Origin of the sequence: Candidatus Accumulibacter sp. ACC003 (genome assembly GCF_907163085.1) — a bacterium.
GTDB lineage: Bacteria > Pseudomonadota > Gammaproteobacteria > Burkholderiales > Rhodocyclaceae > Accumulibacter.
Genome location: NZ_CAJQTX010000006.1, coordinates 355,475 through 380,998 on the forward strand (window position 1 = coordinate 355,475; position 25,524 = coordinate 380,998).

The 25,524-nt window shown below is 63.6% G+C and carries 20 protein-coding genes and 2 pseudogenes; 14 read left to right on the forward strand and 8 right to left on the reverse strand.

The window, feature by feature from the left end:
• Positions 1–37: 37 nt before the first annotated feature.
• Both dapD and dapC read right to left on the reverse strand, forming a co-directional pair.
• On the reverse strand, positions 38–859 hold the full coding sequence (gene dapD, locus QZ656_RS14905) for a 2,3,4,5-tetrahydropyridine-2,6-dicarboxylate N-succinyltransferase (RefSeq protein ID WP_291994124.1): 822 nt from the start codon (positions 857–859) through the stop codon (positions 38–40).
• Positions 860–869: 10 nt separating this feature from the next.
• Positions 870–2,063: a succinyldiaminopimelate transaminase gene (dapC, locus tag QZ656_RS14910; protein WP_291994125.1), complete on the reverse strand. Its 1,194-nt coding sequence runs from the start codon at positions 2,061–2,063 to the stop codon at positions 870–872.
• A gap of 64 nt (positions 2,064–2,127) precedes the next feature.
• Between dapC and QZ656_RS14915 the strand changes: the two genes are divergently transcribed.
• The 7 genes and pseudogenes from QZ656_RS14915 to QZ656_RS14945 all read left to right on the forward strand — a co-directional run bounded on the left by QZ656_RS14915 (position 2,128) and on the right by QZ656_RS14945 (position 9,454).
• A complete protein-coding gene (locus tag QZ656_RS14915) occupies positions 2,128–3,054 on the forward strand; it encodes an EamA family transporter (protein WP_366522171.1) in 927 nt (308 codons plus the stop codon).
• A gap of 409 nt (positions 3,055–3,463) precedes the next feature.
• Positions 3,464–3,700, forward strand: a complete 237-nt coding sequence (locus QZ656_RS14920; RefSeq protein ID WP_291994126.1) for an OadG family transporter subunit — start codon at positions 3,464–3,466, stop codon at positions 3,698–3,700.
• Between the two features lie 39 nt (positions 3,701–3,739).
• Positions 3,740–5,071: pseudogene (locus QZ656_RS14925) on the forward strand (pyruvate carboxylase subunit B); the annotation flags it as partial.
• A 114-nt stretch (positions 5,072–5,185) separates the two neighbouring features.
• Positions 5,186–6,886, forward strand: coding sequence for an IS66 family transposase (locus QZ656_RS14930; RefSeq protein ID WP_291991655.1), 1,701 nt, complete (start codon positions 5,186–5,188; stop codon positions 6,884–6,886).
• On the forward strand, positions 6,883–7,740 hold the full coding sequence (locus tag QZ656_RS14935) for a DUF4338 domain-containing protein (protein ID WP_291991636.1): 858 nt from the start codon (positions 6,883–6,885) through the stop codon (positions 7,738–7,740). Before QZ656_RS14930 ends, QZ656_RS14935 begins: the two co-directional genes overlap by 4 nt.
• 43 nt (positions 7,741–7,783) lie before the next feature.
• Positions 7,784–8,269: pseudogene (locus tag QZ656_RS14940) on the forward strand (biotin/lipoyl-containing protein); the annotation flags it as partial.
• 6 nt (positions 8,270–8,275) lie between these two features.
• A complete protein-coding gene (locus QZ656_RS14945) occupies positions 8,276–9,454 on the forward strand; it encodes a sodium ion-translocating decarboxylase subunit beta (protein WP_291994127.1) in 1,179 nt (392 codons plus the stop codon).
• Positions 9,455–9,725: 271 nt separating this feature from the next.
• Here QZ656_RS14945 and QZ656_RS14950 read toward each other — a convergent pair whose 3' ends face one another.
• Both QZ656_RS14950 and queF read right to left on the reverse strand, forming a co-directional pair.
• Positions 9,726–10,448, reverse strand: coding sequence for a UPF0149 family protein (locus QZ656_RS14950; protein ID WP_291994128.1), 723 nt, complete (start codon positions 10,446–10,448; stop codon positions 9,726–9,728).
• Positions 10,445–10,900, reverse strand: a complete 456-nt coding sequence (gene queF, locus QZ656_RS14955) for a preQ(1) synthase (RefSeq protein ID WP_291994129.1) — start codon at positions 10,898–10,900, stop codon at positions 10,445–10,447. Before queF ends, QZ656_RS14950 begins: the two co-directional genes overlap by 4 nt.
• Positions 10,901–11,128: 228 nt before the next feature.
• Here queF and smc point away from each other — a divergent pair, with 228 nt between their 5' ends.
• The 7 genes from smc (at position 11,129) to QZ656_RS14990 (ending at position 20,390) form a co-directional block, all read left to right on the forward strand.
• The gene (gene smc / locus QZ656_RS14960) at positions 11,129–14,644 is read left to right on the forward strand and encodes a chromosome segregation protein SMC (RefSeq protein WP_291994130.1); all 3,516 of its coding nucleotides are present in this window, start codon (positions 11,129–11,131) and stop codon (positions 14,642–14,644) included.
• A gap of 8 nt (positions 14,645–14,652) precedes the next feature.
• On the forward strand, positions 14,653–15,897 hold the full coding sequence (locus QZ656_RS14965) for a cell division protein ZipA C-terminal FtsZ-binding domain-containing protein (protein ID WP_291994131.1): 1,245 nt from the start codon (positions 14,653–14,655) through the stop codon (positions 15,895–15,897).
• A 16-nt stretch (positions 15,898–15,913) separates the two neighbouring features.
• A complete protein-coding gene (ligA, locus tag QZ656_RS14970; protein WP_291994132.1) occupies positions 15,914–17,968 on the forward strand; it encodes an NAD-dependent DNA ligase LigA in 2,055 nt (684 codons plus the stop codon).
• Positions 17,965–18,513 (forward strand): hypoxanthine-guanine phosphoribosyltransferase, encoded by a 549-nt coding sequence (locus QZ656_RS14975; RefSeq protein ID WP_291994133.1) that lies wholly within the window; start codon positions 17,965–17,967, stop codon positions 18,511–18,513. Before ligA ends, QZ656_RS14975 begins: the two co-directional genes overlap by 4 nt.
• Position 18,514: 1 nt before the next feature.
• Entirely contained in the window at positions 18,515–19,258 is a 744-nt protein-coding gene (locus QZ656_RS14980) for an S-methyl-5'-thioinosine phosphorylase (RefSeq protein WP_291994134.1), read from the forward strand.
• Positions 19,251–19,784, forward strand: coding sequence for a peptide deformylase (gene def / locus QZ656_RS14985; protein ID WP_291994135.1), 534 nt, complete (start codon positions 19,251–19,253; stop codon positions 19,782–19,784). Before QZ656_RS14980 ends, def begins: the two co-directional genes overlap by 8 nt.
• Positions 19,785–19,883: 99 nt before the next feature.
• Positions 19,884–20,390, forward strand: a complete 507-nt coding sequence (locus tag QZ656_RS14990) for a low molecular weight protein-tyrosine-phosphatase (protein ID WP_291994136.1) — start codon at positions 19,884–19,886, stop codon at positions 20,388–20,390.
• A 143-nt stretch (positions 20,391–20,533) separates the two neighbouring features.
• On the opposite strand, the gene QZ656_RS14995 is transcribed toward QZ656_RS14990, so the two are convergent.
• The 4 genes from QZ656_RS14995 to QZ656_RS15010 all read right to left on the reverse strand — a co-directional run bounded on the left by QZ656_RS14995 (position 20,534) and on the right by QZ656_RS15010 (position 25,427).
• Entirely contained in the window at positions 20,534–21,775 is a 1,242-nt protein-coding gene (locus QZ656_RS14995; protein WP_291994137.1) for an RNA-binding domain-containing protein, read from the reverse strand.
• A gap of 12 nt (positions 21,776–21,787) precedes the next feature.
• The gene (locus tag QZ656_RS15000; RefSeq protein WP_291994138.1) at positions 21,788–24,436 is read right to left on the reverse strand and encodes a TrlF family AAA-like ATPase; all 2,649 of its coding nucleotides are present in this window, start codon (positions 24,434–24,436) and stop codon (positions 21,788–21,790) included.
• A 151-nt stretch (positions 24,437–24,587) separates the two neighbouring features.
• Positions 24,588–24,971, reverse strand: a complete 384-nt coding sequence (locus tag QZ656_RS15005; RefSeq protein WP_291994139.1) for a hypothetical protein — start codon at positions 24,969–24,971, stop codon at positions 24,588–24,590.
• A gap of 147 nt (positions 24,972–25,118) precedes the next feature.
• Positions 25,119–25,427 (reverse strand): hypothetical protein, encoded by a 309-nt coding sequence (locus QZ656_RS15010; RefSeq protein ID WP_291994140.1) that lies wholly within the window; start codon positions 25,425–25,427, stop codon positions 25,119–25,121.
• Between the last annotated feature and the right edge of the window lie 97 nt (positions 25,428–25,524).

Genomic DNA, 25,524 nt, shown 5'->3' on the forward strand with positions numbered 1-25,524 from the left:
GGTTTTTCCACCGCGTCAAGAGCCGATCAGCAAGCGATCACTCGCCGCGCAGCAGATCGTTGATGCTGGTCTTGGCGCGCGTCTGCGCGTCGACCTTCTTGACGATGACTGCGCAATAGAGGCTGTGGCTGCCGTCTTTGGCCGGCAGGCTGCCGGAGACGACGACCGACCCAGGGGGAACGCTGCCATAGCTGACCTTGCCGGTTTCGCGGTCGAGAACTCGGGTCGATTGCCCGAGAAAAACGCCCATCGAGACCACCGAGCCCTCGCCGACGATAAATCCCTCGACGACTTCCGAGCGGGCGCCGATGAAGCAGTTGTCTTCGATGATCGTCGGGCTGCCCTGAACGGGTTCGAGAACGCCGCCGATACCGACGCCGCCCGAGAGGTGCACGTTCTTGCCGATCTGCGCGCACGAGCCGACTGTCGCCCAGGTGTCGACCATCGTTCCGTCGTCGACGTAGGCGCCGATGTTGATGTACGACGGCATCAGCACGACGTTCTTGCCGATGAAGGAACCACGCCGGGCGCTGGCCGGTGGCACGACGCGGAAGCCGCCGCTGGCGAACTTCTCGGCGTCGTAATCGGCAAATTTGCTCGGCACCTTGTCGAAATAGCGCAGCGGACCGGCTTCGACGAGCGCGTTGTCGCTCAGGCGGAAAGAGAGCAGGACGGCCTTCTTGATCCACTGGTGCGTGACCCACGCCCCATCGATCTTCTCGGCGACGCGCAGGCTGCCGTCGTCGAGTCGCTTGAGGACGTCGGCGACGGTCAGGCCGATGGTGTCATCGGCATTGCCGGGCTGCAGCGAAGCGCGGTTTTCCCAGGCCTCGTCGATCACTTGCTCGATTGCCTTCATGGCGGGTTTCCTAGAGTCTTGAAACGAATGAATGGATGCGTTCGGCGGCTTCGATGCAGTCGGCGAGCGGCGCGACCAGCGCGATGCGGACGAAGCCGGCGCCCGGGTTGATTCCCTGCGCGCTGCGCGCCAGGGCGCTGCCCGGCAGAAGGACGACATTATAGTCAGCGAGTAGCGCGCGGGCGAATTCGCCGTCGTCGATGGGCGTCCTCGCCCACAGATAGAAACCGGCGTCGGGAATTGCCGTGGCGAGCACTTCGCGCAGCCGCGGCGTCACCGCGGCGAACTTCTGCACGTACCGGCGGCGATTGTCGACGACGTGCGCCTCGTCGTTCCAGGCGGCGGCGCTCGCCGCCTGCACCGCCGGATTCATCGCGCTGCCGTGATACGTGCGGTAGAGCAGGAAGGACTTGAGCGTCGCCGCGTCGCCAGCGACGAAGCCCGAGCGCATGCCGGGAACGTTCGAGCGCTTGGACAGGCTGGAGAACATCACCAGGCGCTCGAAACCACGCCCGAGCAGGCTGGCCGCCTGCAGGCAGCCAAGCGGCGGTTCGCCCTCGTCGAAGAAGATTTCCGAGTAGCACTCGTCCGAGGCGATGACGAAGCCATAACGATCGGCGAGGGCAAAGAGCTGTCGCCAGTCGTCGAGAGACAGGACCTTGCCGGTCGGATTGCCCGGCGAGCAGACGTAGAACAACTGCACGCGCTGCCACTCGGACTCGCTCAAGGCCTTGAAGTCGAAAGCGTAGTCGTTGTCGGGCAGGGTGTTCAGAAAGCGCGGCTCGGCACCCGCCAGGTAGGCGGCGCCCTCGTAGATCTGGTAGAAGGGGTTGGGGCAAACGACCAGCGGCGGGCCGCCGCGCGTTGGGTCGATCACCGTCTGGGCGAATGCGAACAAGGCCTCGCGCGAGCCGTTGACCGGCATTACCTGCGTCTCCGGATCGATCTCCGGCAGGCCGTAGCGACGCTTCAGCCAGGCTGCCAGGCTGCGTCGCAGTTCGGCGCTGCCGAGGGTGCTAGGATAGCTGGCCAGGCCGGCGAGATTGGCCGTCAGCGCGTCCTTGATGAACGCTGGCGTCGCGTGCTGCGGCTCGCCGATCGACAGTCTGATCTCGCGCAGCTGCGGGTTCGGCGTGACGCCGGCGAAGAGTTGCCGTAGTTTCTCGAAGGGATAGGGCTGCAGCTTGCTGAGGTGGGGATTCACGGGCGTGTTTTTTCGTCGCGGGAGGGCAGGTTGTGCAGGCGATTATAAGGGGCATCGACTGAGCGTGAAAGGAATCAAGCGGCCGATCGCAAGCCTTGCGGCGGCGCCCGAGCAGCGCCTGGCGGTGTTGGCATTGCTCGCCGGCGCGCTGATCTGGGGCGTCATCTGGTACCCGTACCGGCTGCTGCGCGACGGTGGCATCGATGGCATCGCCGCGTCGACGCTCACTTACGGTCTCGCCTTCGCTCTCGGGCGGTTGTTCTTTCGCCGGCAAGTGGGCCGCTGGCCGCTATCGTGGCCGCTGCTCTGGCTGGCGCTGTCGGCTGCCGGCTGCAACCTTGGCTACGTGCTGGCGACGCTCAATGGCGAAGTGGTGCGCGTCCTGCTGCTGTTCTACCTGGCGCCCTTATGGACTGTCCTGCTGTCGCGTCTGCTGCTCGACGAGCGGCTGACCCGCGCCGGTGTCGGCGTCATCGCGCTGTCGCTGCTCGGCGCGGCGATCATGCTTTGGCACGTGCCGACGGGTCTGCCACTACCGCAGGGACTTGCCGATTGGCTCGGCCTGCTCGCCGGCTTTTCGTTTGCCCTGTTCAATGTCCTCTCGCGGCGTGCCGCCGATCTGCCGATCACGATCAAGGCGATGGCCGCTTTTGCCGGCGTCACGCTGACTGGCGTGGTCCTCCTGCTGGCCGGCGTCGGCAGCCTGCGGCTACCCGGTGAGCCGTCGTTGTGGCTGTTGCTGGCGCTGCTCGGCGGTGTCCTGGTGGTCGCCAACGTGGTCGTCCAGTTCGGTCTGGCGCGGGTCGCCGCCAACCGGGCGATCGTCATCATGCTCACCGAAATCGGCTTTGCCGCGCTCGCCGCTTGGCTGCTGGCCGACGAGGCGCTGGCGCCGCGCGACTGGCTGGGTGGCGCATTGATCGTCGCCGCCAGTTTGTTCTCGGCGAGCATGGAAGGCGCTGCTGACGAGCGGCGGCGCGCGGCCACTTGAGCGCTGCGCCGCCGCTGTCGTCGTCCGCGTGTCGCCGCGGAATGCAGCGCGGTTGTCGTGTCGCCGGCATGGCAGCAAACTCGACTTCTCCGGGACTATCTGGCCGCTACCCGCGTTCTCTTGTACATTGCCGCAGCGATCGGAGCTGTCTAGGGGCTTTTGTCGGCTCCATGGCTGTCTGTATTCATATCGGTTGAATAAGTGAAACATATATAAAACCAGCGCCTTGTATTATGCTTTCAGCTTATTTGATAATTTTCCAGAGGCGCCGCCGATAGATCATGGCCGGCAGTCGATTTCGCCATGCCGGCGGTCCCTGCAGTGGCAAGATCGCTTCAAATGCGATAGGCTGGCAGCCATTGGTTCGCAGACATCGAGTCTCACCAGGCCTTTGAAAGGGGCGATATTAATGAATTCCGGAGAATTGTTCGCAGAAGGCGTGACCCTGATGTTTATGGGTATGGGCGCCGTTTTCTTCTTTCTCTCGATCCTCGTGATGGTGACCTCGTTAATGTCGTCGCTGATCCAGAAATATCTGCCCGAAAAGCCTGCGGCGCCGAACAAGCGGGTAGCGTCCGGGGAACCGAACGATCAAATACTTCTTGCCGTTATAGCTGCGGCGATCCACAAGCATCGCTCCAGGTAGATTCCAAATTGTAGCTACAGACGAAAAGGCTGACCAGATATGATTAAAGCTAGAAAACCGGTGGGGATTACCGAAGTCGTATTAAGAGACGCTCACCAATCGCTGTTTGCAACGCGCCTCCGTCTGGAGGACATGCTGCCGATCGCGGCAAAGATCGATCAGGTTGGCTACTGGTCGGTAGAAACCTGGGGCGGGGCGACCTTTGATGCCTGCATCCGCTATCTTGGTGAGGACCCGTGGCAGCGCCTGCGCGAACTCAAGAAAGCGATTCCCAATACGCCGCACCAGATGTTGTTGCGCAGTCAGAATCTGCTGGGCTATCGCCACTACGCCGACGACCTGACCGAGCGCTTCGTCGAGCGTGCGGCGAGCAATGGCATGGATGTCTTCCGGATCTTCGATGCCATGAATGACCCGCGCAATATGGAGTGCTCGGTCAAGGCCGTTCGCAAGGTCGGCAAGCATGCCCAGGGCACCTTGTCCTACACCACCAGTCCGGCGCATAACACCGAGACCTGGATGACCCTCGCCAAGCAGCTCGAGGGCATGGGCGCACATTCTATCTGCATCAAGGATATGGCGGGGCTGCTGAATCCTTACGATGCCTACGACCTGGTAAGCAGGCTCAAGGCAGAGACCTCGCTGCCGGTGCATATGCATTGTCACGCGACGACCGGTTTGTCGGTGCCGACGCTGGTAAAGGCCATCGAAGCCGATATTGACAATGTCGATACGGCGATTTCGTCGATGAGTATGACCTATGGTCATTCGCCGACGGAAACGATCAACGCCATTTTCGAAGGGCGTCCCGGTGATCCCGGTCTGAACCTCGATCTGTTGGCCGAAATTGCCGACTACTTCCGCGAAGTCAGAAAGAAATACGCCAAATTCGAAGGCGAGCTCAAGGGCGTTGACGCTCGTATCCTCGTCGCACAGGTGCCCGGTGGCATGCTCACCAACATGGAAAGCCAGCTCAAGGACCAGCGCGCCAGCGACCGGATGGCCGAGGTGCTGAAGGAGATCCCGCGTGTCCGCCAGGATCTCGGCAATATCGCGCTGGTCACGCCGACCTCGCAGATTGTCGGCAGCCAGGCGGTCCTGAACGTTCTGACTGGCGAGCGCTACAAGAACATCACCAAGGAAACCGCCGGCGTTCTCAAGGGCGAATACGGCTCGACCGCGTCGCCGGTAAACAAGGAGTTGCAGGCCCGGGTGCTGGCTGGCGCGGCGCCGATCACCTGCCGTCCGGCGGATCTGCTCAAGCCCGAAATCGAGACGCTGACCAACGAACTGCGCAAGCTGGCGAAGTCTGAAAACTTCAAACTGGAAAGTGGCGAGCGGGAAATCGACGACGTGCTGACCTATGCGCTGTTGTAAGTATTCGGTGAACCCGTAGCCCCCGCTTTTTTGGTCGGCGTGGTTCAGTCAGCGATTGGCGGGTAGACCGGAAATCTGGACTGGACACAGCAGCGGAAATCCGGCACCATGCGGCGCATGGACACGGGTGCGGACATCATTGGCGGAGGATCGGCGGCAAGTCACCGCCAAGTGGCGCCGTTCGCCGAGGTGTTGGTGACGTTGACCAAGGAGCAGGAAATCAAGCTCCGCTGGGAGGCCAGCTTCTGGCGGAGCCAACATCGACAAGCGCTGGTTCGGTTGGCGCAATCGGAGGCCGCTCATCGGGTGGAAATGGCGCAAGCGGCGGCGCGCGAGGCGGCCTTGCGCAGCGAACTGGAGCAGGCCAAGGGCAAGATCCGCGATCTGCAAAAACGCCTGTTTGGTCGCAAGTCAGAACGCTCTTCGGGAGCCGAGAAGAACCCGGCGGCGGACCAAAAATCGTCGCGAGCTCGAGGTCAGCAACCGGGAGCAGCGGGTCACGGGCGGAACCCGGAAAGTCACTTGCCGACGCAGATCGAGGTCATCGACATCGACTGCCCGCATTGCCCGGACTGTGGTCTGGGCTACGTCGACTTTCCCGGCACGGAAGACAGTGAAGTCCTCGAGATCGAGGTCAAGGCCTACCGCCGGAAGATCTGCCGGCGGCGCTACCGGCGGACCTGTCAGTGTTCGGGCGCGCGGGGTATTCTGACCGCGCCACCGCCGGCACGATTGATCCCGCGTGGAAAGTACGGCGTGTCGATCTGGGTGCACCTGCTGCTGTCGAAGTTCTTGTACGGCCAGCCGACGCATCGGCTTCTGCGAGACTTGTCCGACCACGGACTGACGCTCTCGGCAGGAACGGTGGCCGGCGGACTGCGTGCCTTGGCACCGCTGTTCGAGCCGCTTGAAGAAGCACTGCTTGGCCAACTACGCAGCGAGAAACAGTGGCACGCAGACGAGACCCGCTGGCGGGTCTTTGCCGAGACCGAAGGGAAGGTCGGACATCGCTGGTATTTCTGGGTGTTCCACGGCCCATCGGTCATCCACTTCGTGCTCGACCCGAGCCGCTCGGCGGCGGTGCCGATCCGGGAGCTCTCCGGTAGCGCCGGAGGAGTCATCATCTGTGATCGCTATTCGGCCTACAAGAAGCTCGCGCGAGTTCTTGACCACTTCATTCTGGCTTTCTGCTGGGCACATCAGCGGCGTGATTTCCTGGAACTGGCCAACGCCCATCCGGAGCTCGCGGACTGGGCACTGGCCTGGGTCGAGCAGATCGCTCAGCTCTACCACTTGAATGGACGGCGCCTGGAAGTCCGTAGCGACCCAGTACAGTGGGCCGAACGCGACCGCGCCTTGCGGCAGGCGATCACGCAAATGGCCAGTCAACGGGAAAGCGAACTGGCGAACCCGGCGCTCAAAATGCCGGCGAGCAAGGTGCTGCGAAGCATGCGCAAACATTGGTCCGGCCTGACCGTCTTTGTCGACCGCCCCGAGGTGGCGATGGACAATAATGCCGCCGAGCGCGCACAGCGCACGCCGGTGGTCGCACGCAAGAACTTCTATGGGTCGGGCAGTCTCTGGTCCGGCGCACTCGCCGCGACGATGTTCAGCTTGCTGCTGACGCTGCGCTTGTGGGGAATCAACCCGCGCACCTGGCTGACGGCGTATCTGGAGGCCTGCGCCGCCAACGGCAACCTGCCGCCGACGGACTTGAGTGCCTTTCTGCCCTGGGCGATGGCGACCGATCGACTGGCTCAGATGCGTGGCATCCCGGTCGATCAGAGCCGTCCCATCGATAGCTCGTGAAGCCTTATTGCGGGCGTCACTTTACCGACGACGAACTGCAGGCCCTCTGCCGCCTGATCGAAGCCCATCCTGGCAGCAGCCGCGCGCAACTGTCGCGCCAGGTGTGTGAGCTCTTCGACTGGCGTAAGCCCAATGGCGAGCTGAAGGATATGACCTGCCGGGTGGCCATGCTGCGTATGCAGGCCGACGGCCTGCTCACCCTGCCGGCGGCACGACGGGCCGCTCCTCGCCAACCCGAGTATCTGCCTACTCACGCCACCGATCCACAACCGTTGCTCACCCAGCCGGTGCATGAACTGCCGCCGCTGCGTCTGCATCAGGTCGTCGGTTCGGCGAACTCGCGTCTGTGGAACGAGTACATCGCCCGCTACCACTATCTCGGCCACACGCCCATGGCGGGCAGTCAGAGCCGCTACTTCGTCTTCGCCGGCGAGACCCTGGTCGCCTTGCTCAGCTTCGGCGCCAGCGCCTGGAAACTCGCCGCGCGCGAGCAATTCATCGGTTGGCACGATGAGCAGCGACAAAGGAACCTGCAACTGGTGGTGAACAATGCCCGCTTTCTGATCCTGCCCTGGATCCAGTGCAAGGGCCTGGCCTCCAAGATCCTCTCGCTTATGCAGCGGCAACTGCCCAAGGACTGGCTGGCGCGCTACGGCTACCGCCCCGTGCTGCTCGAAACCTTCGTCGAGACGCCCCGCCATCGCGGCACCTGCTACCAGGCCGCCAACTGGATCAAGGTCGGTCAAACCGCCGGGCGAGGCAAGAAATGCCCCACCAGCAAGTCGATCCTCCCGATCAAGGACATCTGGCTCTACCCCCTTCACAGAGCCTTCCGATCAGTCCTCTGCCGCTAACCCGCCTCGGCAATGGCGCTGGCGCGCTACGGGTTGGCCGAATACTTACGCGCTGTTTCCCCAGATCGGCCTGAAGTTCCTGAAAAATCGCGGCAATGCCAGTGCTTTTGAGCCGGCGCCCAGCGCCGACGTCGCGCCAGCCAAGCCTGCGCTCGCGGCGGCACCGACGGGCGGCGCCAGCGTCTATACGGTCAGCCTCAACGGGCAATCGTACGTCGTGCAGGTCGCTGACGGCGGTGACATTACACAGCTGGCACCGATTGCCGCGGCGACTGGCACAGCCGCTGCACCAGTCGCGGCAGCCGCAGGAAGCGGCGGCGAAGCAATGAAATCTCCGCTGGCAGGCAATATTGTCAGGGTAGAAGTCGCTGCTGGCGACCGGGTTAACGAAGGCGACATACTGATCATTCTTGAAGCGATGAAGATGGAGACCGAGATCAGAGCCGCGAAGTCGGGGCTTGTCGGCAGTGTGGCGGTCAAATCCGGCGATGCTGTAGCCGTCGGCGACGCGCTGCTGACCATAGGATAAAAGACCATGGATGGCCTGCTTATCTTGCTCAAGGACTCCGGTGTCTATCAGTTGGAGGCCGGGCAGTTCGTCATGATGCTGGTCGGCCTGCTGCTCGTCTATCTGGCAATCAAGAAGAACTTTGAACCATTATTGCTGCTGCCGATTGGTTTTGGCGCCATTCTGGTGAACGTCCCTGGCGCTGGCTTTCTCGCGGCGCCGGTGTTCGATGCCGCTGGCCACATGGCCAACCCCGGCGGCATTCTCCACTACATCTATGAAGCGGGAATCGCCACGGGGGTATTCCCGCTGGTGATTTTCATGGGTGTTGGCGCGATGACCGATTTCGGGCCCGTACTGGCCAATCCGAAAACGCTGCTCCTCGGCGCTGCCGCGCAGTTTGGTATTTTCACGACCGTGATTGGTGCCGTCGCGCTATCGGCCATCAACGTCATGGACTTCAGCTTGGCGGACGCCGCGGCGATCGGCATTATCGGCGGCGCCGATGGGCCAACGGCGATTTTTGTCGCCAGTCGGCTGGCCCCCGATCTGCTGGGAGCGATTGCCGTCGCGGCCTATTCGTATATGGCGCTGGTGCCCTTGATTCAGCCGCCAATCATGCGTCTGCTGACCACCGTTGAAGAACGGCGGATCGAGATGACGCAGCTCAGAACCGTATCGAAGACGGAAAAGATATTTTTTCCTTTGGCGCTGCTGCTGCTCGTCGCACTGTTTCTGCCGACCGCTGCGCCACTGCTGGGGATGTTCTGCTTTGGCAACCTGATGCGCGAGAGTGGCGTCGTTGATCGTTTGAGCGACACGGCGCAGAACGCGCTGATCAACATCACCACCATCTTCCTTGGTTTGGGCGTCGGCTCGAAATTGAGCTCGGAAGCTTTTCTGAATCAGCGAACGCTGGGGATTCTCGTTCTCGGGATTTTTGCCTTTGCCATTGGTACGGCGTCGGGCGTCCTGATGGCGAAACTGATGAACAAGTTTACCCGCAGCCAGATCAATCCCCTGATCGGTGCGGCCGGCGTATCGGCCGTGCCGATGGCCGCCAGGGTGGCCAACAAGGTTGGCCTGGAAGCCAATCCGCAGAACTTCCTGCTGATGCACGCGATGGGTCCCAATGTCGCCGGCGTGATCGGCTCGGCGGTCGCTGCCGGGGTGATGATCAGTTATGTCACAGGGCTTGGTTTGTAGGGCGCGACAAGGGCAGCGGGTCGACGCTTCTGCATCGGCCGTGAAGGAGGGCGGCGCTGGATTGCCGCGTCGGCTTTGCCTCCTCGCAATGACGGTATGGGTGCGTGCCGCGTGTCGGCTGTGGCACCCGGCAAGGCTCGCCGAGTGGGGCGTTTACCCTTGAAGGGTGGCCGCCAGCGCTTTGGCAGAGGCCCATTTCAGCGACCACAATGTTTTGCTCTGGCCTTGCTTTCAGGCTTGCGGAAGGTTTCGTCAAGAATGCAGCACTACGCTAGCTCGCTGCGCAGCACTTCTTGAACTTCCGGCCGCTGCCGCAGGGGCAGGGGTCGTTGCGGCCAACTTTGGCGGCTTCGCGGCGGATGGTCTTGACGCGGCGTTTGGCGATCCAGAAACGGTAGATGTCGGCGATCACCTGTGGCAGCTTTTCCTCACTTTCGAGCTGCAGGCGCCGCAATTCCTCACCCGAGAACCATTCTTCGCCGGCTGCTCCGGCGGCGGCCTCGGCGTCGCCGGTGAGCATGAACAGCGTGAATAGCTGTTCGTCGAGGTAAGCGACCTCGTCGTTGTCTTCCTTGCCGTCTTCGGCACCGAGCGCCGCGAACCAGTCTTCGTTGCCGTTATCGATGCCGTGCAGATAGCCCTGGCACCATGAAACGTAGTCGCTGGCGCCCGTCTCGTCGCCCTCTTTGGCATGCAGCAGCAGTTCCAGCGGTTCGCCGCTCGCCAGTTCGCTCTGCAGTTCGGCGGCCAACAGGCGCAGCAGATCGGCGGCTTCCCGGCCGGCTTCACCGAGGCCATCTGGCGTAGCGCCCAGCACTTCCGCCAGCCACTGTTCTTCGGGAATGGGCTGCGGACCCGACAGCGCGGCACAGAGGTAGGCCTGCGCCTGGTCGAGTGGCATCGCCTGTTCGAGAGCGGCGTCGCCGAGCAGTTGCTCGAGGCGCGTCAGCCGCGGCTTGGCGGGTGTTGTTGGCGGGCTGTTTGGTGGGTTCATGATCGTGGCCAGTCGCTGGTATTCGATTGCCGCGGGAAGTCGCTCAGCAGCACCCTCGGCAGCGGCGTCCAGCCGAACTGGCGGTGTTCGGCGACGACCGTTGTGAAAATTCCACCACGGACGTAGAAGCGCGCCGTCAGCTGCATGTAGCGCGGTTCGGTGACGCGTACCAGATCGTCGAGAATGCGGTTGGTGACATCCTCGTGAAAGCAGCCGACGTTGCGGAACGACCAGATGTAGAGCTTCAGGCTCTTCAGCTCGACGCACGTCGTGTCGGGGATGTAGTCGAGGATCAGCGTTGCGAAATCGGGCTGCCCGGTCTTCGGGCACAGGCAGGTGAACTCGGGAATTTCCATGTGGATGTGGAAATCCCGCTGCGTGGCGGGGTTTGGAAAGGTAGCCAGGGCGGTGGCCAGGGCGGTGTCCAGGTTGTCGGCTGCTGGGGCGCTCATGCTTGTTCCGAGTGGTGTTGCAGGTGGCGGGGGGTGGCTGGCCGTGCCCGGCGCTGGCAAGCTGGCCGGCAAATCGGTCAGGCAGGGTGCTATTATAGGCGGCCGTTTTTATGCCCCGCCGGAATATTCGCTGATTGCCAGCCTGGCGGACGGGGGCACTCGCTCGAGACAGGGCTTTTTCCGATCTCTTCCAGCGCCGCCGTGAAGGCAGCGCCTCAGTGCTAGTTCATGCGCCTGACCAAACTGAAACTCGCCGGCTTCAAATCCTTTGTCGATCCAACGAGCATCGCGCTGCCTGGTCAGCTGGTGGGCGTCGTCGGCCCCAACGGTTGCGGCAAGTCGAACGTGATGGATTCGGTGCGCTGGGTGCTCGGCGAATCGCGCGCGTCGGAGTTGCGTGGCGAGTCGATGCAGGACGTGATTTTCAACGGCTCGGGGTCGCGTAAACCGGTTTCGCGGGCGGCTGTCGAACTGGTCTTCGACAACACCCTCGGTCGCCTCGCCGGGCAGTGGTCACAGTACGCCGAGCTGTCGGTCAAGCGGCTGCTGACGCGTGCTGGCCAGTCCGAGTACTACATCAACAACCAGCACGTTCGCCGCAAGGACGTGACCGACCTGTTTCTTGGCACCGGCCTGGGTCCGCGCGCTTACGCGATCATCGGCCAGGGCACCATCTCGCGGATCATCGAAGCCAAGCCGGACGAGCTGCGCGTCTTCCTCGAGGAAGCAGCTGGCGTCACGCGCTACAAGGAAAGGCGCAAGGAAACCGGCCATCGCCTGGCCGATACGCGTGACAACCTGACGCGTGTCGAAGACATTCGCCTCGAACTCGCGTCGCAGATGGAGCGCCTCGAGGGCCAGGCCGCCGTTGCCCGCCAGTATCGCCAGTACAACGACGACCTGCTGCGCAAGCAGCAACTGCTGTGGCTGCTGCGGCGCAACGACGCGCAGGCCGAGCGGCAACGCCTGGCGCGCGACGTCGAACAGGCGACGACCGACCTGGAAGCCGGCAACGCGGCGCTGCGCGATACCGAGGCGCGCCTCGAAGAAGCGCGTGAAACGCATTTTGCGAGCAGCGACGGCGTCCATCGCGCGCAAAGCGAACTTTTTGCGGCGAACGCCGAGGTGGCGCGGCTGGAGGCCGAAATTCGCCATCGCCGCGAAGCGCAGCGCGAATACGAGACGCGCCTGGCGCAGCTCACCGACGAACGCCAGAGCTGGCAGACGCAGGCCGGCAAACTGGCCGCCGACGAGCTGAGCTGGCAGGAGCTGCTGACGGCCGCCGACGGACGCGTCGAAGAGGGGCAGCTGCGCCTTGAAGCGTCGCACGAGCGCTTGCCGCTGGCCGAGGAGCGACACGCCGCGGCGCTCGAAGCGGTCAATGCTCAGCGGGCGGCGATTGCCCAGGCCGAACAGCGCTTGCACGTCGAGCAGGCGAACCGCGGCCACGCGCAGCGTTCGCTGCAGATCATCGCCAGCCGGCGCGAGCGCCTGGTCGGCGAGCGTGCAGCGCTGCCGGCGCCCGACGAAGGTGAGTTTGCCGACCAGCAGGAGCGGCTCGCCGAGTTGCACGAGCGGATCGAGGTGGCGCAGGAGCAGCAGCACGAGCAACAAGGCGATTTGCCGCGTCTCGAAGAGCAGCGCCGGCAGCTGCTTGGCGAAGTGCAGCGGGCGCAGAAGGAGCGCGCCGAGGCCAACGCCAGGCGAATCGCGCTGCAGCAGTTGCAGCAGCGCCTGCAGAGCAACGGCAAGCTCGACGACTGGCTGCGCCGCCATCAGCTGCCGCCCGGCGACGCGCTGTGGCGGTCGCTGCAGGTCGACGCCGGCTGGGAAGACGCCGTCGAAGCGCTCCTGCGCGAGCGCCTTGGCGCGCTGCGTGCCGAGGCTGCCGACCCGGCGTGGAGCGCCGACCGGCCAGGCAGCAAGCTGACCTTGTTGCTGCCCGCCGCCGCCGGCGCGTCGCTGGCGAGCGCCGCGGTGATCGCCGACGATCGCCTGCTGGCGCGCGTTCGTTGCGGCGATCCGGCGTCGTCGGCGATTCTCGCCGACTGGTTGGGCGAGGTGCTGGTCGCCGCCGATCTGGCGGGCGCGCTGGCGCGTCGCGGCGAGCTCTCGGGCGGCGCGTGCTGCGTGACGCCCGGCGGTGATCTCGTCGGCCGCCAGAGCGTGACCCTGTTCGCGCCCGATAGTGGCGAGCACGGCCTGCTTGAACGGCAGCGCGAGATCGACGAGCTGGTCGGCGTGATCAGCGAGCGCGACGAGTTGGTCGAACAGGCGCAGGCCAGGCTGGCCGAGCTCGAGCAGCAACTGCTCGACGCGCAGCAGCGCTTGCACGATTGTCGCCAGCAGCTCGGCGCTCTGCAGGAGCGCGCACACGCCATGCAGGTCGAGTCATTGAAACTCGCGCAGGCGCGCGAGCGCTTTCGTGAGCGGCAGGCGCAGATCGACGACAACCTGGCCGAAATGGCCGCCGAGGAAGAGACCGAGAGCGAACGCCTGTTGATCGCCGACGAGGCGATCACGCTGCTGGCCGAAGACCTCGCGCAGCTGCAGACGGTGATCGCCGGCGCCCGCGCGCTCCTCGAGCAGACCGAGCGGGCACTGCGCGACGAGCGCGAGCAAGTCGTCGTTGGCGAGCGCGAACTGCGCGAGGCCGAGTTCTCGCAGCGCGAGTGCCGCAACAAGCTGCAGGAATTGGCCAGCGGCCGCGCGCTGGCGCAGCAGCAACTCGAACGGATTGCCGGGGAGCTGCTGCGCTGTCAGGAGAACGCCACGGCGATGCACGCCGATGACCTCGAGCCGCGCTTGCAGGAGGCCCTTGATCATCGCGTTGGCCGCGAACACGCCATCGCTGCGGCGCGCGATGCGCTGGAAGTTGCGGCGAATTCTTTGCGCACGCTCGACGAGCAGCGCCTGCGCGTCGAGCATGGCCTCGAGCCGCTGCGCAACCGGATCGGCGAGCTGAAGCTCAAGGAGCAGGCGGCCAGCCTGAACGTCGAACAGGCAGCCGAGCAGTTGGCTGCGGCCAAGGCCGACGAGCAGTCGCTGGCCGGCGAAGTCGCTGGCGTGCGCGTCGGCACTTTGCAAAGCGCGATCGCTGCGCTGCAGCGTTCGCTTGACGCCCTCGGGGCGGTGAACCTGGCGGCGCTCGACGAGCTCGAAGCGGCGCGCGAGCGCAAGAGCTACCTCGACGCGCAGTCGGCCGACCTGACGCAGGCGATGGAAACGCTGGAAAATGCGATTCGCCGCATCGACCGCGAAACCCGGGAGTTGTTGCAGAATACGTACGATGCGGTGAACCGCAGTTTCGGCGAGTTGTTCCCGGCGCTCTTCGGCGGCGGTGAGGCGCGCTTGATCATGACCGGCGACGAAATCCTCGACGCCGGTCTGCAGGTGATGGCGCAGCCGCCGGGCAAGAAGAACTCGACGATTCATCTGCTGTCGGGCGGCGAGAAGGCGCTGACGGCGATTGCCCTGGTGTTTTCGATGTTTCAGCTCAACCCGGCGCCGTTCTGCCTGCTTGACGAAGTCGATGCACCACTGGACGATACCAATACCGAGCGTTTCTGTTCGATGGTCCGGCGGATGTCGACCAACACACAGTTTCTGTTTATCAGTCACAACAAGATTACGATGGAGATGGCGCAACAGCTCGTCGGTGTCACCATGCAGGAATCCGGCGTCTCGCGTATCGTTGAAGTCGATATGGAAGAAGCTCTGCGCATGCGCGAGCAACTCGTTTAGGAATAGATATGACCGATTTGCAAATGGGTTTGATTGGCCTCGGCGGCGCCGCCGTAATGGGTGTTCTGGTGTACAACAAGTGGCAGGAACGCAAGCATCGGCAGCTGGCCGAGGAGCTCTTGAGCGCGCGTCAGACCGACGTCCTGCTCGACGAACCGCGCACCGGCGACGGCGCCGCTGACTTTGCCGGCGGGTCTGGCGAGGAACGGCTGGAACCGCTACTGCGGCAGGATCCCGACGCCGACGTCAACGAGCAGGCAGCGGCTGGCCACTCATCGTCGGCTGGCCAGGGCGTCGCGGCGGCGTCAGCCGCGTCGGCGAAGTCGGCCGAGGACGGGCAGCCAGACCACTCTCCGCATGCGGCGGCGGCAAGCCCGTCGGGCCGCGCGGCGGCCGCCGACTTGCCCGATTCCCGCGAGAGCCCGCCGCCCTTGTGCGTGCTGTCGCCGCTGATCGATTACATTGCCGGCATTCAGTGCGTCGAACCGGCCGTCGCCTATCGCATCCACAATGCCCAGCGCTCGGCGCTGGCGCGTCTGACGAAAGCAGTGAACTGGATTGGTCACAACGAGGATTCCGGGGCCTGGGAACCGATCGTCGAAGACAGCGATCGCGAGTACCGGCATATCCGTGTCGGCCTGCAACTGGTTGATCGCCGCGGCCCGGTGCGCGACGCCGATCTGTCGATTTTCAAGGTCGCCATGCAGGATCTGGCAACCGCCCTGATGGGCGTTGCCGAACTGCCATCGCGCGTACCGGCCTTGCAGGCGGCAGCCCGGCTCGACGAATTCTGCGCCGGCGTCGACATCCAGATCGGCGTCAACGTGATCAGCCAGGGGCAGGTCTTTGCCGGTACCAAGCTGCGCGCGCTCGCCGAATCGACCGGCATGATCATCGACGCGGCCGGGCGCTTTGCCCGTTGTGATGACGCCGGCCATGTGCTTTACGTGCTGGTCAACCAGGAAGCAAACGAATTTTCCGCCGAGTCGATGAAGACCTTGAGCACGCACGGCGTCACTTTCCTGCTCGACGTGCCGCGCGTCGGCGCTGGCGAGCGGGTGTTGACGCAGATGATCGAGCAGGCGCGGCGTCTTGCCGAGGCGTTGGGCGGTGCGCTGGTCGACGATAACCGGCGGCCCTTGTCGGAGGCGGCGATCGAGCCGATTCGCCGCCAGGTCGCGCAGTTCCAGGCGGTGATGACGGCGCATCAAGTACCGGCCGGCAGCGCGCTGGCGCAGCGCCTGTTCTCCTGACGCCGGAGTCTGGCGAATGGATGTCGGCGATCGCCTGCGTACGTTGCGCGCGGCGATCGAGCAGCACAATCATCAGTATTACGACCTCGATGCGCCGCTGCTCAGCGATGCCGAATACGATCGCCTGTTCGGCGAGCTGTTGGCGCTCGAAGCCGAACACCCGGATTTGCTGAGCGCCGATTCGCCGACGCAGCGCGTCGGTGGCGCGCCGCAGCCCGAGTTTTCGCCGGTGGCGCACGCGATGCCGATGTTGTCGCTGAACAATGCCTTTGCCGACGAAGAAGTCGCCGCTTTCGATCGCCGCGTCCGCGAAGGATTGGCCGCCGAAGGCGATATCGCGTACTCGGCTGAACCCAAGTTTGACGGTCTGGCGATCAGCCTGGCGTACGAAGACGGCATTCTGCGCCGCGGCGCGACGCGCGGTGACGGCAGTACCGGCGAGGACGTGACGGCCAATCTGCGAACGCTGCGCAGCATTCCCCTGCGCCTGCTCGGCAGTGGCTGGCCGCCGCGTCTCGAAGTGCGCGGCGAGGTGCTGATGTGGCGCAGCGACTTCGCACGCTTGAACGAGCGCCAGCGCGAAAAAGGCGACAAGGAGTTCGTCAACCCGCGCAACGCCGCGGCCGGTGCGCTGCGCCAGCTCGACCCGCGGATCACGGCGACGCGGCCGCTGCGTTTTTTTGCCTACGGACTGGGCGCCGTCGAAGGCGGGCACTTGCCGGCGACGCACTCGGCGCTGCTCGAGCAGCTTGCCGGCTGGGGTTTCCCGGTTGCCAGCGAACGGCGCCGGGTCAGCGGCCTGGCCGGCCTGCTCGCTTACTACCAGGAGATCGGCAGCCGGCGTGCGGCGCTGCCCTACGATATCGACGGCGTGGTTTACAAGCTCGACGATCTCGCCGCGCAGGCACGCCTCGGTTTCGTTGCACGGGCGCCGCGTTTTGCCGTCGCCCACAAATTTCCGGCCGAGGAGGCGCTCACCGAGCTGCTCGATATTTCGATCCAGGTCGGCCGTACCGGCGCGCTGACGCCGGTCGCCCGGCTCAAGCCGGTCTTCGTCGGCGGCGTCACGGTGACCAACGCGACGCTGCATAACGAGGACGAGATCAGGCGCAAAGACGTGCGCATCGGTGACACCGTCGTCGTTCGCCGCGCCGGCGACGTGATTCCCGAAGTCGCTCGCGTGCTGCTCGAAAAGCGGCCGGCCGATGCGCGCGAGTTCGTCATGCCGCAGACGTGTCCGGTCTGCGCTTCCAGCGTCGTTCGCAGCCACGACGAAAAGAGCGGCACGGGCGGCACGGTGGTGGCGCGCTGCAGCGGTGGCCTGTTCTGCCCGGCGCAGCGTAAGCAGGCGCTGTGGCACTTTGCCTCGCGGCGGGCGATGGACATCGAAGGGCTGGGCGACAAGATCGTCGAGCAACTGGTGGACCTGGACATCGTGCGCACGCCAGCCGACCTCTACCGGCTGGGATTGCTGGCGCTGGCCAATCTCGAGCGGATGGCCGACAAGTCGGCGAACAATCTGCTGGCAGCGATCGAGAACAGCAAGCGGCCGCCGCTGGCACGCTTTATTTACGCACTGGGAATCCGCAACGTCGGCGAGACGACGGCCAGGGAGCTGGCGCGCCATTTCGGCAGCCTGGAGCGTCTGCTTGCCGCCGATGACGCGCAATTGACGCAGGTGCCCGACGTCGGCCCGACCGTCGCGCAGTGCATTCGGCAGTTCTTCAGCGAGCCGCACAACCTCGAAGTGATCGCGCAATTGTGCGCTCCGGGCGGCGTCGTGCCGCAGCAAGCCGAAGGTGTAGCGCCCGTCGACAGCGCGCTCGCCGGCAAGATCTTCGTGCTCACCGGCACGCTGCCATCGCTGACGCGCGATGCCGCCGGGCAGATGATCATGGCGGCGGGCGGCAAACTCAGCGCTTCGGTGTCGAAGAAGACCGATTTTGTCGTCGCCGGCAGCGAAGCCGGCAGCAAACTCGAGAAAGCGCAGCAACTCGGTGTGCCGGTCATCGACCAGGGCCAGTTGCTGGCCTTGCTGAACGTCAGCAGCGCCGAGGAGCCGGGCGCATGATCGACACGCGGCAGGCGACGAGCATCCTGGCGGCAGCCGAGCTGATCCACTCGGCCGAGAGCGTCGCCACGGCGATAGCGCACGTCGCGCGGACGATCGATGAGCGGCTGCGCGACAGCAAGCCGCTGCTGCTTTGCGTGATGAACGGTGGCGTCCCTTTTGCTGGTCAGCTGCTGATGCAGCTGAACTTCCCGCTCGACTTCGACTACCTGCAGGTCAGCCGTTACGGCCAGGCGATCGCCGGCAGCACGCTGTCGTGGCGCGTCGCACCGGCGATGCCGCTGGCCGGACGAACGGTGCTGGTGGTCGACGACATTCTCGACGAAGGGCTGACGCTGGCGGCGATTCGTGAGCGGCTGCTGCAATTGGGCGCCAGCGACTGCTTGACGGCGGTTCTCGCCGACAAGCAGCACGGCCGGGAGAAGCCGATCGCTGCCGATTTCGTCGCCCTGAGTGTCCCCGATCGCTTTGTTTTCGGTTGCGGGATGGACGTTCGCGGCGCCTGGCGCAATCTGCCGGCGATCTACGCCATACGGGAGGATTGACGTGCTGGCAATCATTGGTGGCAGCGGCCTGGCCAGCCTCGGCACGCTCGAGGTGTCGCATCGCCAACTGCTGCAGACGCCCTGGGGCGAGCCGTCGGCGGCGCTGACTTTCGGCCGTATCGGCAAGCGGCCGCTGGTCTTTCTGGCTCGCCATGGCGACCAGCACAGCATTCCGCCGCACCAGGTGAATTATCGGGCCAACATCTGGGCCTTGTCGCATAGCGCGCCGCTGGCGATCGTCGCCGTCGCCGCGGTCGGCAGCATTCGTCCCGACCTCAAGCCCGGCGATCTGCTCATCCCCGACCAGATCATCGACTACACCTGGGGTCGGCCATCGACTTTTCACGAATGGCCAGACAGCGCGGTCACGCACATCGACTTCACCGAGCCCTATGATCGCGCCTTGCGCCAGCGGCTGCTCGCCGCGGCGAAGGCCAGCGGCACGACGGTCGGCGACGGTGGCGTTTACGCGGCGACGCAGGGGCCGCGTCTCGAAACCGCCGCCGAAATCAACCGCTTCGAGCGCGACGGCGCCGACGTCGTCGGCATGACCGGCATGCCCGAGGCGGCGTTGGCGCGCGAGTTGGCGCTTCCTTATGCGGCGATCAACGTCGTCGCCAATTACGCGGCCGGGCGCGCCGCCAGCCGCCAGGGCATCAGCATCGAGGCGATTCACGAGGTATTGGCGGCGTCCATGCAGCAGGTCCAGGCGATTATCGAAAGGATGTTGAGCAGCGATGATTAGAGATGTCCTCAGAATGGGCGACCAACGCCTTTGGCAGCAAGCCAGGCCGGTCGAGCGTTTCGCCACCGCCGAGCTGCACGCGCTGATTGCCGACATGTACGAAACGATGCGCCACCTCGACGGCGCCGGTCTGGCGGCGCCGCAGATCGGCGTCGACCTGCGGCTGGTGATCTTCGGCGTCGACGCCAACCCGCGCTATCCCGATGCCGAGCAAGTGCCGGCGACGGTCTTGATCAACCCGCTGCTGACGCCGCTTTCGGCGGCCATCGACGAAGGCTGGGAAGGCTGTCTTTCGGTGCCCGGTCTGCGCGGCTGGGTGCCGCGTTGGCGCCACCTCCGCTACACCGGCTTCGACGCCTTCGGGCAGCCGATCGAGCGCAGCGTCGAAGGCTTCCACGCGCGCGTCGTCCAGCACGAATGCGACCATCTCGATGGCGTCCTCTATCCGATGCGGATCAAGGACTTCAGCCGCTTCGGTTTCGTCGAGGAAATGTTTCCCGAGGGCGGCGCCGGTGTCGCCGAGTAGCCGGCGCGACAGCGCTGCTCTGGCCGGCCGCGCTGCCGCGCGCGGCTGCTGCTGCGGTAGCGCCGCGGTGGCCATCGACGACGACCGGAGCGGCTGTCGGTGAGCAGCGCCAGCACGACGCCACCGTACCGCATCCTGTTCGTCTGCATGGGCAATATCTGCCGCTCACCGATGGCCGAAGGAGTGACCCGCAAGATGGCCCAGCGCGAGGGGCTGGCAAGCTTGCTCGAGACCGACTCGGCGGGGACGCACGGCCACTATCACGCCGGCGAGCCGCCCGATCCCCGCGCGCAGCGAGTCGCCGCCAAGCATGGCTACGACCTTTCGAAAATTCGTGCGCGGCGCGTCATCGAAGCCGATTTTGATTGCTTCGACCGAATCCTGGCGCTCGACGAGGCCAATCTGGCGATCCTGCAACGCCTGTGCCCCGAGGAAAGCCGCAGCAAGCTCGGCCTGTTGCTCGACTACGCACCGGAGCTCGGTATTTCCGAGGTTCCCGACCCGTATTACGGCGCCGAGTCGGGCTTCGAACGCGTCCTTGACCTCTGCGAACGCGCCGCCCGAGGACTGCTGGCGGCGTGCGAGCACGGAGGGCTTGAGCGTTAGACGGGTGAAGACGATCAAAAAGGGCCTTCTGGTCGTGATCGTCACCGTGCACGAGCTGCCGACGCTGCACAAGCATCCAGGCGCGGCGGAACTGGCAAAGTGCATGGTCTGATTGATGCAGAAGTTGCGCCAAACAACGGTGGTCAGTCGGCCGGGCGGGATGGCAGAACGACGCGCAAGTAGTCGTCGGTCAAGTCAAAGCGCGCTTCCTTGCCAGCATGGTCGCGCGTCAAAGGTACGATCTTGCGACGCACGCCCATGCCGCGGGCATCGACGTAACCATAGTCGCGCATGATCTCGACAATGATCGGGTTGCGTGGCGAGCGCTGGCCCGCCAACATTTTCTCGATGGTCATCGAATTTTGTAGCGCGCCAGGGCTGGTCACTTCCAGACGGTCGGCGTAGTTGATCACCTCGACCTCCATGGAACGTGTCCAGTCCCGGTGGACAAGCGCATTCAGAAGCGCCTCGCGTACTGCATCGGAGGCATAGCGGTAGCTTGATTCCCGGCGTAGTCCCTCGTTGATCTCACTACTCTCTTCGGAGATGAACGGGCGCATGCGGTCAAGCAGGCGTTCGAGCAGTCCATCTTCGACGATGTTGCGCCCAGCCCCCGGACGGCCTTCCCACAATGCAAGCAAAGGGCCGTCAAGCGTCGTGTCATCCTGTGCTTGGTACTCCTTGGTATTGCCAGCAAAAGACATCCACCGGACACCCGCGTGACGTAGGCCGCGGCGAGGGCTGCGGCCAAACAGCACCAGGCCGGCAATGGTGCATGCTGCGGGGCCGTCGGGGCGAGGCACCATGAACCCCAGGCCGGTTAAGCGCTGTTCCCAATCTTCGGCCGATTGCGGTGCCACGTGGTCGCCTGCGATGTTGACCAGGTAATCAGTGAGGCGCGCTTGATCCAGGTCGTCCTGGTTGGTGCCCGATACGGGCAAACCCTCGGCGTGCAGCAGGCCACCACTCTCAAACAGTCGCGCTTGCTGCTCCCTTGTCGCCAGGCGCGAGGTGCTGCCGACGCGGATATAGATTTCCTCGCGATTGTTGCTGCGAACCACGTAGGGTTTGGCGCTACCTTGGGTCAGCGAAATGACCGCCACGCGCTGGCCATCGTCGAGGAGGATTTCCTCGTAAAACGGCAATGTCAGCGGATGGACGTAGCGGCCAAACACGGTATCCATCACCCAGGTTTCCAGATTGGCACGCTGGATGCCGCTGATCGTGCCATCATCTTCGACGCCCAGTAGGAGCTTCCCGCCCTGAAAATTGAGCAGCGCAACAATCTCTTTAGCCAGTTGCTCCGGGCGCAGGTCGTCGCGCTTGAACTCCACGCCAGAGTTCTCGCGGTTGGCGACGATCTCCAGCAGTTCAGATTTCAACATCGGCCATCACCTCTAGAATTCGTATTTTTCTTTGCGCTGGATGAACGCATCGCGCCCGCCTTCCAGGATATTGGCCACCTGGTCGCGAATGATCGGTACATCGATCGATCCCTGAGCAGCAAGACTCAGCGACCCATGACCGTCGACCGCCGTGAATACGCCAATCCATTCAGCGTCGCCAAATACCGGGATGTTGGCATTGTGCGTCGCGAAGAGAAATTGACGGCTGGACTTCGCCGCGCGCAATTCGTGGACGATGCGATCAGCAATAAACGCATTGTCCAGATTGTCTTCGGGCTGATCCATGATCAGCGGATCGACGTTCTGCAGCAACAGCATGTGCAAGATCGCTGTACATTGCTGGCCGGTCGATAGTTTGTCCAATGGCCGGAAAATAGCCTCATCCTGGCCGTGTGAAACGTTCAGGGAAATGTCTATCCGGTGATCGAGTTCCAGCGCTTCCAGTTCCATTAGGCGAGACGCTGGCAGTTTCGTCAAAGCGTCCGCCACCACTGGCGTCAAGCCCCTGCAAGCACGTTGAAGCTCGCCTGGGCCATTGCGGATGTGTTGCGCCAACGCCGCTGGACTGATGTCATCCTGATCATCGATCCACGACAGGCGCCTCTCGCCTACGCCCTCAAGTTTGCTTTCCAGCAGGAAGGTCTTCAGCGGTGTTCGATCGGCGTCTGCCACAACTTCTACCTTCAGCTTTCCCGCCAAGCGGCGATTCAATGTCTCGGCGGCACTCTGCAAGCGTCTGATGCGTTGGTCGCGAAGGTCGGACAGCCCCGCAAGCAGATTACGACGTTCCTGTTGCTGGGACGCAAGCAGTGTGTCGTAATTGGTGACACGAGTTTCTAGCGGCTTGATGCGCTCGATGTCCTGCAGCAGCCTCTGATAGGCCGTTCCCACCTCCTGACCGCTTTTCCCGGCTGTCGCCGGAAGGCCGCGCAGGGCTTTTTCCAGTTCGGCCTCGCCTTGTGCAATTGACTGCTGCCACAAAGCAAGTTGAGCCGCTAATTGCTGCTCACCGTTTGCCAGGTCAGTGTGTAGTTCGGCAAGGTGACGTTCAAAACTCAGCCGTAGCTTGTCCAGAATTGTCCGTGCCGGGCTGAGAACGGCAGCATGTGGCAAGTCCTCCAGGGCCTTGTCGCTGATGAAAGTCAGGTCGGGCAAATTGTCCTGAAGACTCGCCAGGCCATCCCGCAAATGGCCAATTTCTTCATGGGTGCGCTCGACAATCTGTCGTTCGCGGGCAAACAGCGACGTCTTGGCAAGTCTTTCCTGAATCCCCAGCGCCTGAAAACCTTGAAGCTGCTCGACCAGCCTGGGCAAGCGTGCAATCTGGGTTTTCAGGTCGTCGACTTCGTCCACTGTCTTGACCAGCTTCCGCTGATTTTCCTGCAAACGCTTCTTGAGGGTGGCGTTGTGCGGCGCGTAGTCGCCATCGTTGGGCAGGAAGCGATCCAGCAACTGAATGCGGCTCTGCTCTTCCTGCGCCAGCTCGTAGATTTCGTTCTGCCCGTAAATGTCGATTCCCGGCAACAGATCGCGCGGCTGCAGGGTCGAGACGTTGCCGTTCTCGTCACGCACGATGGGAATTTCGCCATAGCGCCGGGAGACGCGATAGCACTTGCCGTGCTGCGACGAAGACGCGATCTCGACCTCGATCCGTCCCGACGCCTTGCCCAGGTTTTCCTTGATGATCTCAAGATGAAGCTTGTGCGCCTGCTTGCCTTTTGGCGGAATATCCAGCACGTAACGCAGGCATTCCAGCAAGGTCGATTTGCCGGTGCCGCGTCCGCCAATTATCGTGTTCAGGTGCCTGGAGAAGGAAATTTCCACACCATCAAGGTAGCCGCCCGCGACGGTCATCGATACGATCTCACCCGCTGTCACTTCGGGTTTCCGCGAGTTCAGGCGGATGCGTGATTCCGGGTCAAGGAAAGCCACCTTGAAGGCATCGAAGGTCGGCTTCGTCATCTTGATCCAGCAAGTCGAGCTGGCATCATCCAGGTCAGTAGGGTTGGCAACATCCCTGGCGTTGATGACCGCAATGGGGCGTTCGCGCTGCCAATTTGGATCTTTGTTCTGAACGATGCTTCTGTATGCGGGTGGCAAATCATCGATCGAACCTGGAATTTGCACCGCTTTGACCAAATCGCTGTCTTGCCAGGTATGAACCAATTTCTGGACCAAAATGCCGCTCGCTTGCGTTGCGTGCGCCGCATACCAGAAGCCACCAAGCTCTTTGGTCACTTTGGCCAGCTCTAGACAGCCAAGCCTGGAAGGCCAAACCCTTTCCTCTGGGTCGGTAAGATCAAGCTTGCCAAGATAACGGTTCAACTGATCCTTGGTCGTGTCTTCCCGGAACAGGCAGACCATATGCATTTTTTCCGTCGAGGCAATCTCGAAGCCGGGAAATACGATGATGCCGTGAGGTGCCAAGACATTACGCAGCGCATCGACGCTATCAACACTGCCGTGGTCAGCCAGGCCAACAACTTTGATGTCGAGTGCCTGGCACTTTTCCAGCAAGGCCTGGTTGTAGTCGGCCTCGCTCATGCCATGGTCGCTGCCCCGGTAGGCACTGTTGTAGCCAACGGGGTTGACCTGCAAGGCGCAACGCCAGAAACGGGCATAGGTGTATTGATCGTTCATTTCTTTTCCCCGCCAAGCCGCCGTGGTATGTCTCAGCCCACCCTTCGTCTTGTCCCCTCTGTCATGCGGAATTACGAAACTGCTCGCCCATCCCGCCGCCTTGATCGCACGCATCGCGCGTCGGTTTCACGAGTTGTACATTTGGCAATTGTCATGCACATACGCCAGAGCTTTGGCTCGCGAGACGTCGCGGCGTGCGTTGATGAAGGTGCCATCTTGCCACAGCGATGCGCGCAAGGTGCGGCTGCGCGGCCAATGTGAAGGCGGCGCAGCGCTTGAGTCGCTTGACGACGCCGTCCATGTAGAGGTCGAGTCGGACTTCGAACGCGTCCTTGACCTCTGCGAACGCGCCGCCCGAGGATTGTTGGCGGCGTGCGAGCACGGCGGGCTTGCACGCTAGAAGTAGTGTTGCCTTCTTGACGAGACCTTCAGCAAGCCGCGAAGTAAGGCCAGAGCCAAGCCTTGTGGTCGCTGCAACGGGCCTGCACCGGCATTGCGAGGAGGCAAAGCCGACGCGGCAATCCAGCGTCACCATCGGACTTCTTCACCGCCGTCGCTACGGCGTGCAACATTCCACCACCCGGACGGAGCTCTGCGACGGCCATCGTCTGATGGCCTGGGCCAGGCAGAATTGACCGACAGGAAGGTCGCGGGCAGCGCCGAGCGCTGGCCAGGCGTTCGCTCAGCAGTGCTGGTCGTCGGCCATTCGCGAGAAGCCGAAACCGCCGCCGCGGCCCGGCGCGATGCAGATCGTGACGCCCAGCGAGCGCGCGGCGCGGGCGATGTCGGGCGGGTATGCGGCGAAGGGGATGGCGCGTTCGACGACCGGTGGTTTGCCGCGACTTCGGCTAGATCGCTTGCCAATCGCGCTGGACGCGCTTGGCACAATCGTTTTCACGCAGCTCGCCAGCGCTGTCGAGTGTTTGCATGCGGGCCTATCCATCTCGTCCAGCCCGTTCTCGATCGAGGCGGCAAGGTTCTCCGATTGCATGCCTGTGGACCTGGCAAGCGCCATCGCTACCACGCTGGCCAAGTGATACTTGGTCTGGAAGTTTCCCCGAGGTGTACGCACGTAGAGCACTGTGCCG

What these genes read in the sequence shown, in the direction of transcription:
- dapD (WP_291994124.1), bottom strand. Translation starts at nt 859, where the DNA reads ATGAAGGCAATCGAGCAAGTGATCGACGAGGCCTGGGAAAACCGCGCT.
- QZ656_RS14920 (WP_291994126.1), top strand. Translation starts at nt 3,464, where the DNA reads ATGAATTCCGGAGAATTGTTCGCAGAAGGCGTGACCCTGATGTTTATG.
- QZ656_RS14930 (WP_291991655.1), top strand. Translation starts at nt 5,186, where the DNA reads ATGCGGCGCATGGACACGGGTGCGGACATCATTGGCGGAGGATCGGCG.
- QZ656_RS14945 (WP_291994127.1), top strand. Translation starts at nt 8,276, where the DNA reads ATGGATGGCCTGCTTATCTTGCTCAAGGACTCCGGTGTCTATCAGTTG.
- QZ656_RS14950 (WP_291994128.1), bottom strand. Translation starts at nt 10,448, where the DNA reads ATGAACCCACCAAACAGCCCGCCAACAACACCCGCCAAGCCGCGGCTG.
- queF (WP_291994129.1), bottom strand. Translation starts at nt 10,900, where the DNA reads ATGAGCGCCCCAGCAGCCGACAACCTGGACACCGCCCTGGCCACCGCC.
- smc (WP_291994130.1), top strand. Translation starts at nt 11,129, where the DNA reads ATGCGCCTGACCAAACTGAAACTCGCCGGCTTCAAATCCTTTGTCGAT.
- QZ656_RS14965 (WP_291994131.1), top strand. Translation starts at nt 14,653, where the DNA reads ATGACCGATTTGCAAATGGGTTTGATTGGCCTCGGCGGCGCCGCCGTA.
- ligA (WP_291994132.1), top strand. Translation starts at nt 15,914, where the DNA reads ATGGATGTCGGCGATCGCCTGCGTACGTTGCGCGCGGCGATCGAGCAG.
- QZ656_RS14975 (WP_291994133.1), top strand. Translation starts at nt 17,965, where the DNA reads ATGATCGACACGCGGCAGGCGACGAGCATCCTGGCGGCAGCCGAGCTG.
- def (WP_291994135.1), top strand. Translation starts at nt 19,251, where the DNA reads ATGATTAGAGATGTCCTCAGAATGGGCGACCAACGCCTTTGGCAGCAA.
- QZ656_RS14995 (WP_291994137.1), bottom strand. Translation starts at nt 21,775, where the DNA reads ATGTTGAAATCTGAACTGCTGGAGATCGTCGCCAACCGCGAGAACTCT.
- QZ656_RS15000 (WP_291994138.1), bottom strand. Translation starts at nt 24,436, where the DNA reads ATGAACGATCAATACACCTATGCCCGTTTCTGGCGTTGCGCCTTGCAG.
- QZ656_RS15005 (WP_291994139.1), bottom strand. Translation starts at nt 24,971, where the DNA reads ATGGTGACGCTGGATTGCCGCGTCGGCTTTGCCTCCTCGCAATGCCGG.
- QZ656_RS15010 (WP_291994140.1), bottom strand. Translation starts at nt 25,427, where the DNA reads ATGCAATCGGAGAACCTTGCCGCCTCGATCGAGAACGGGCTGGACGAG.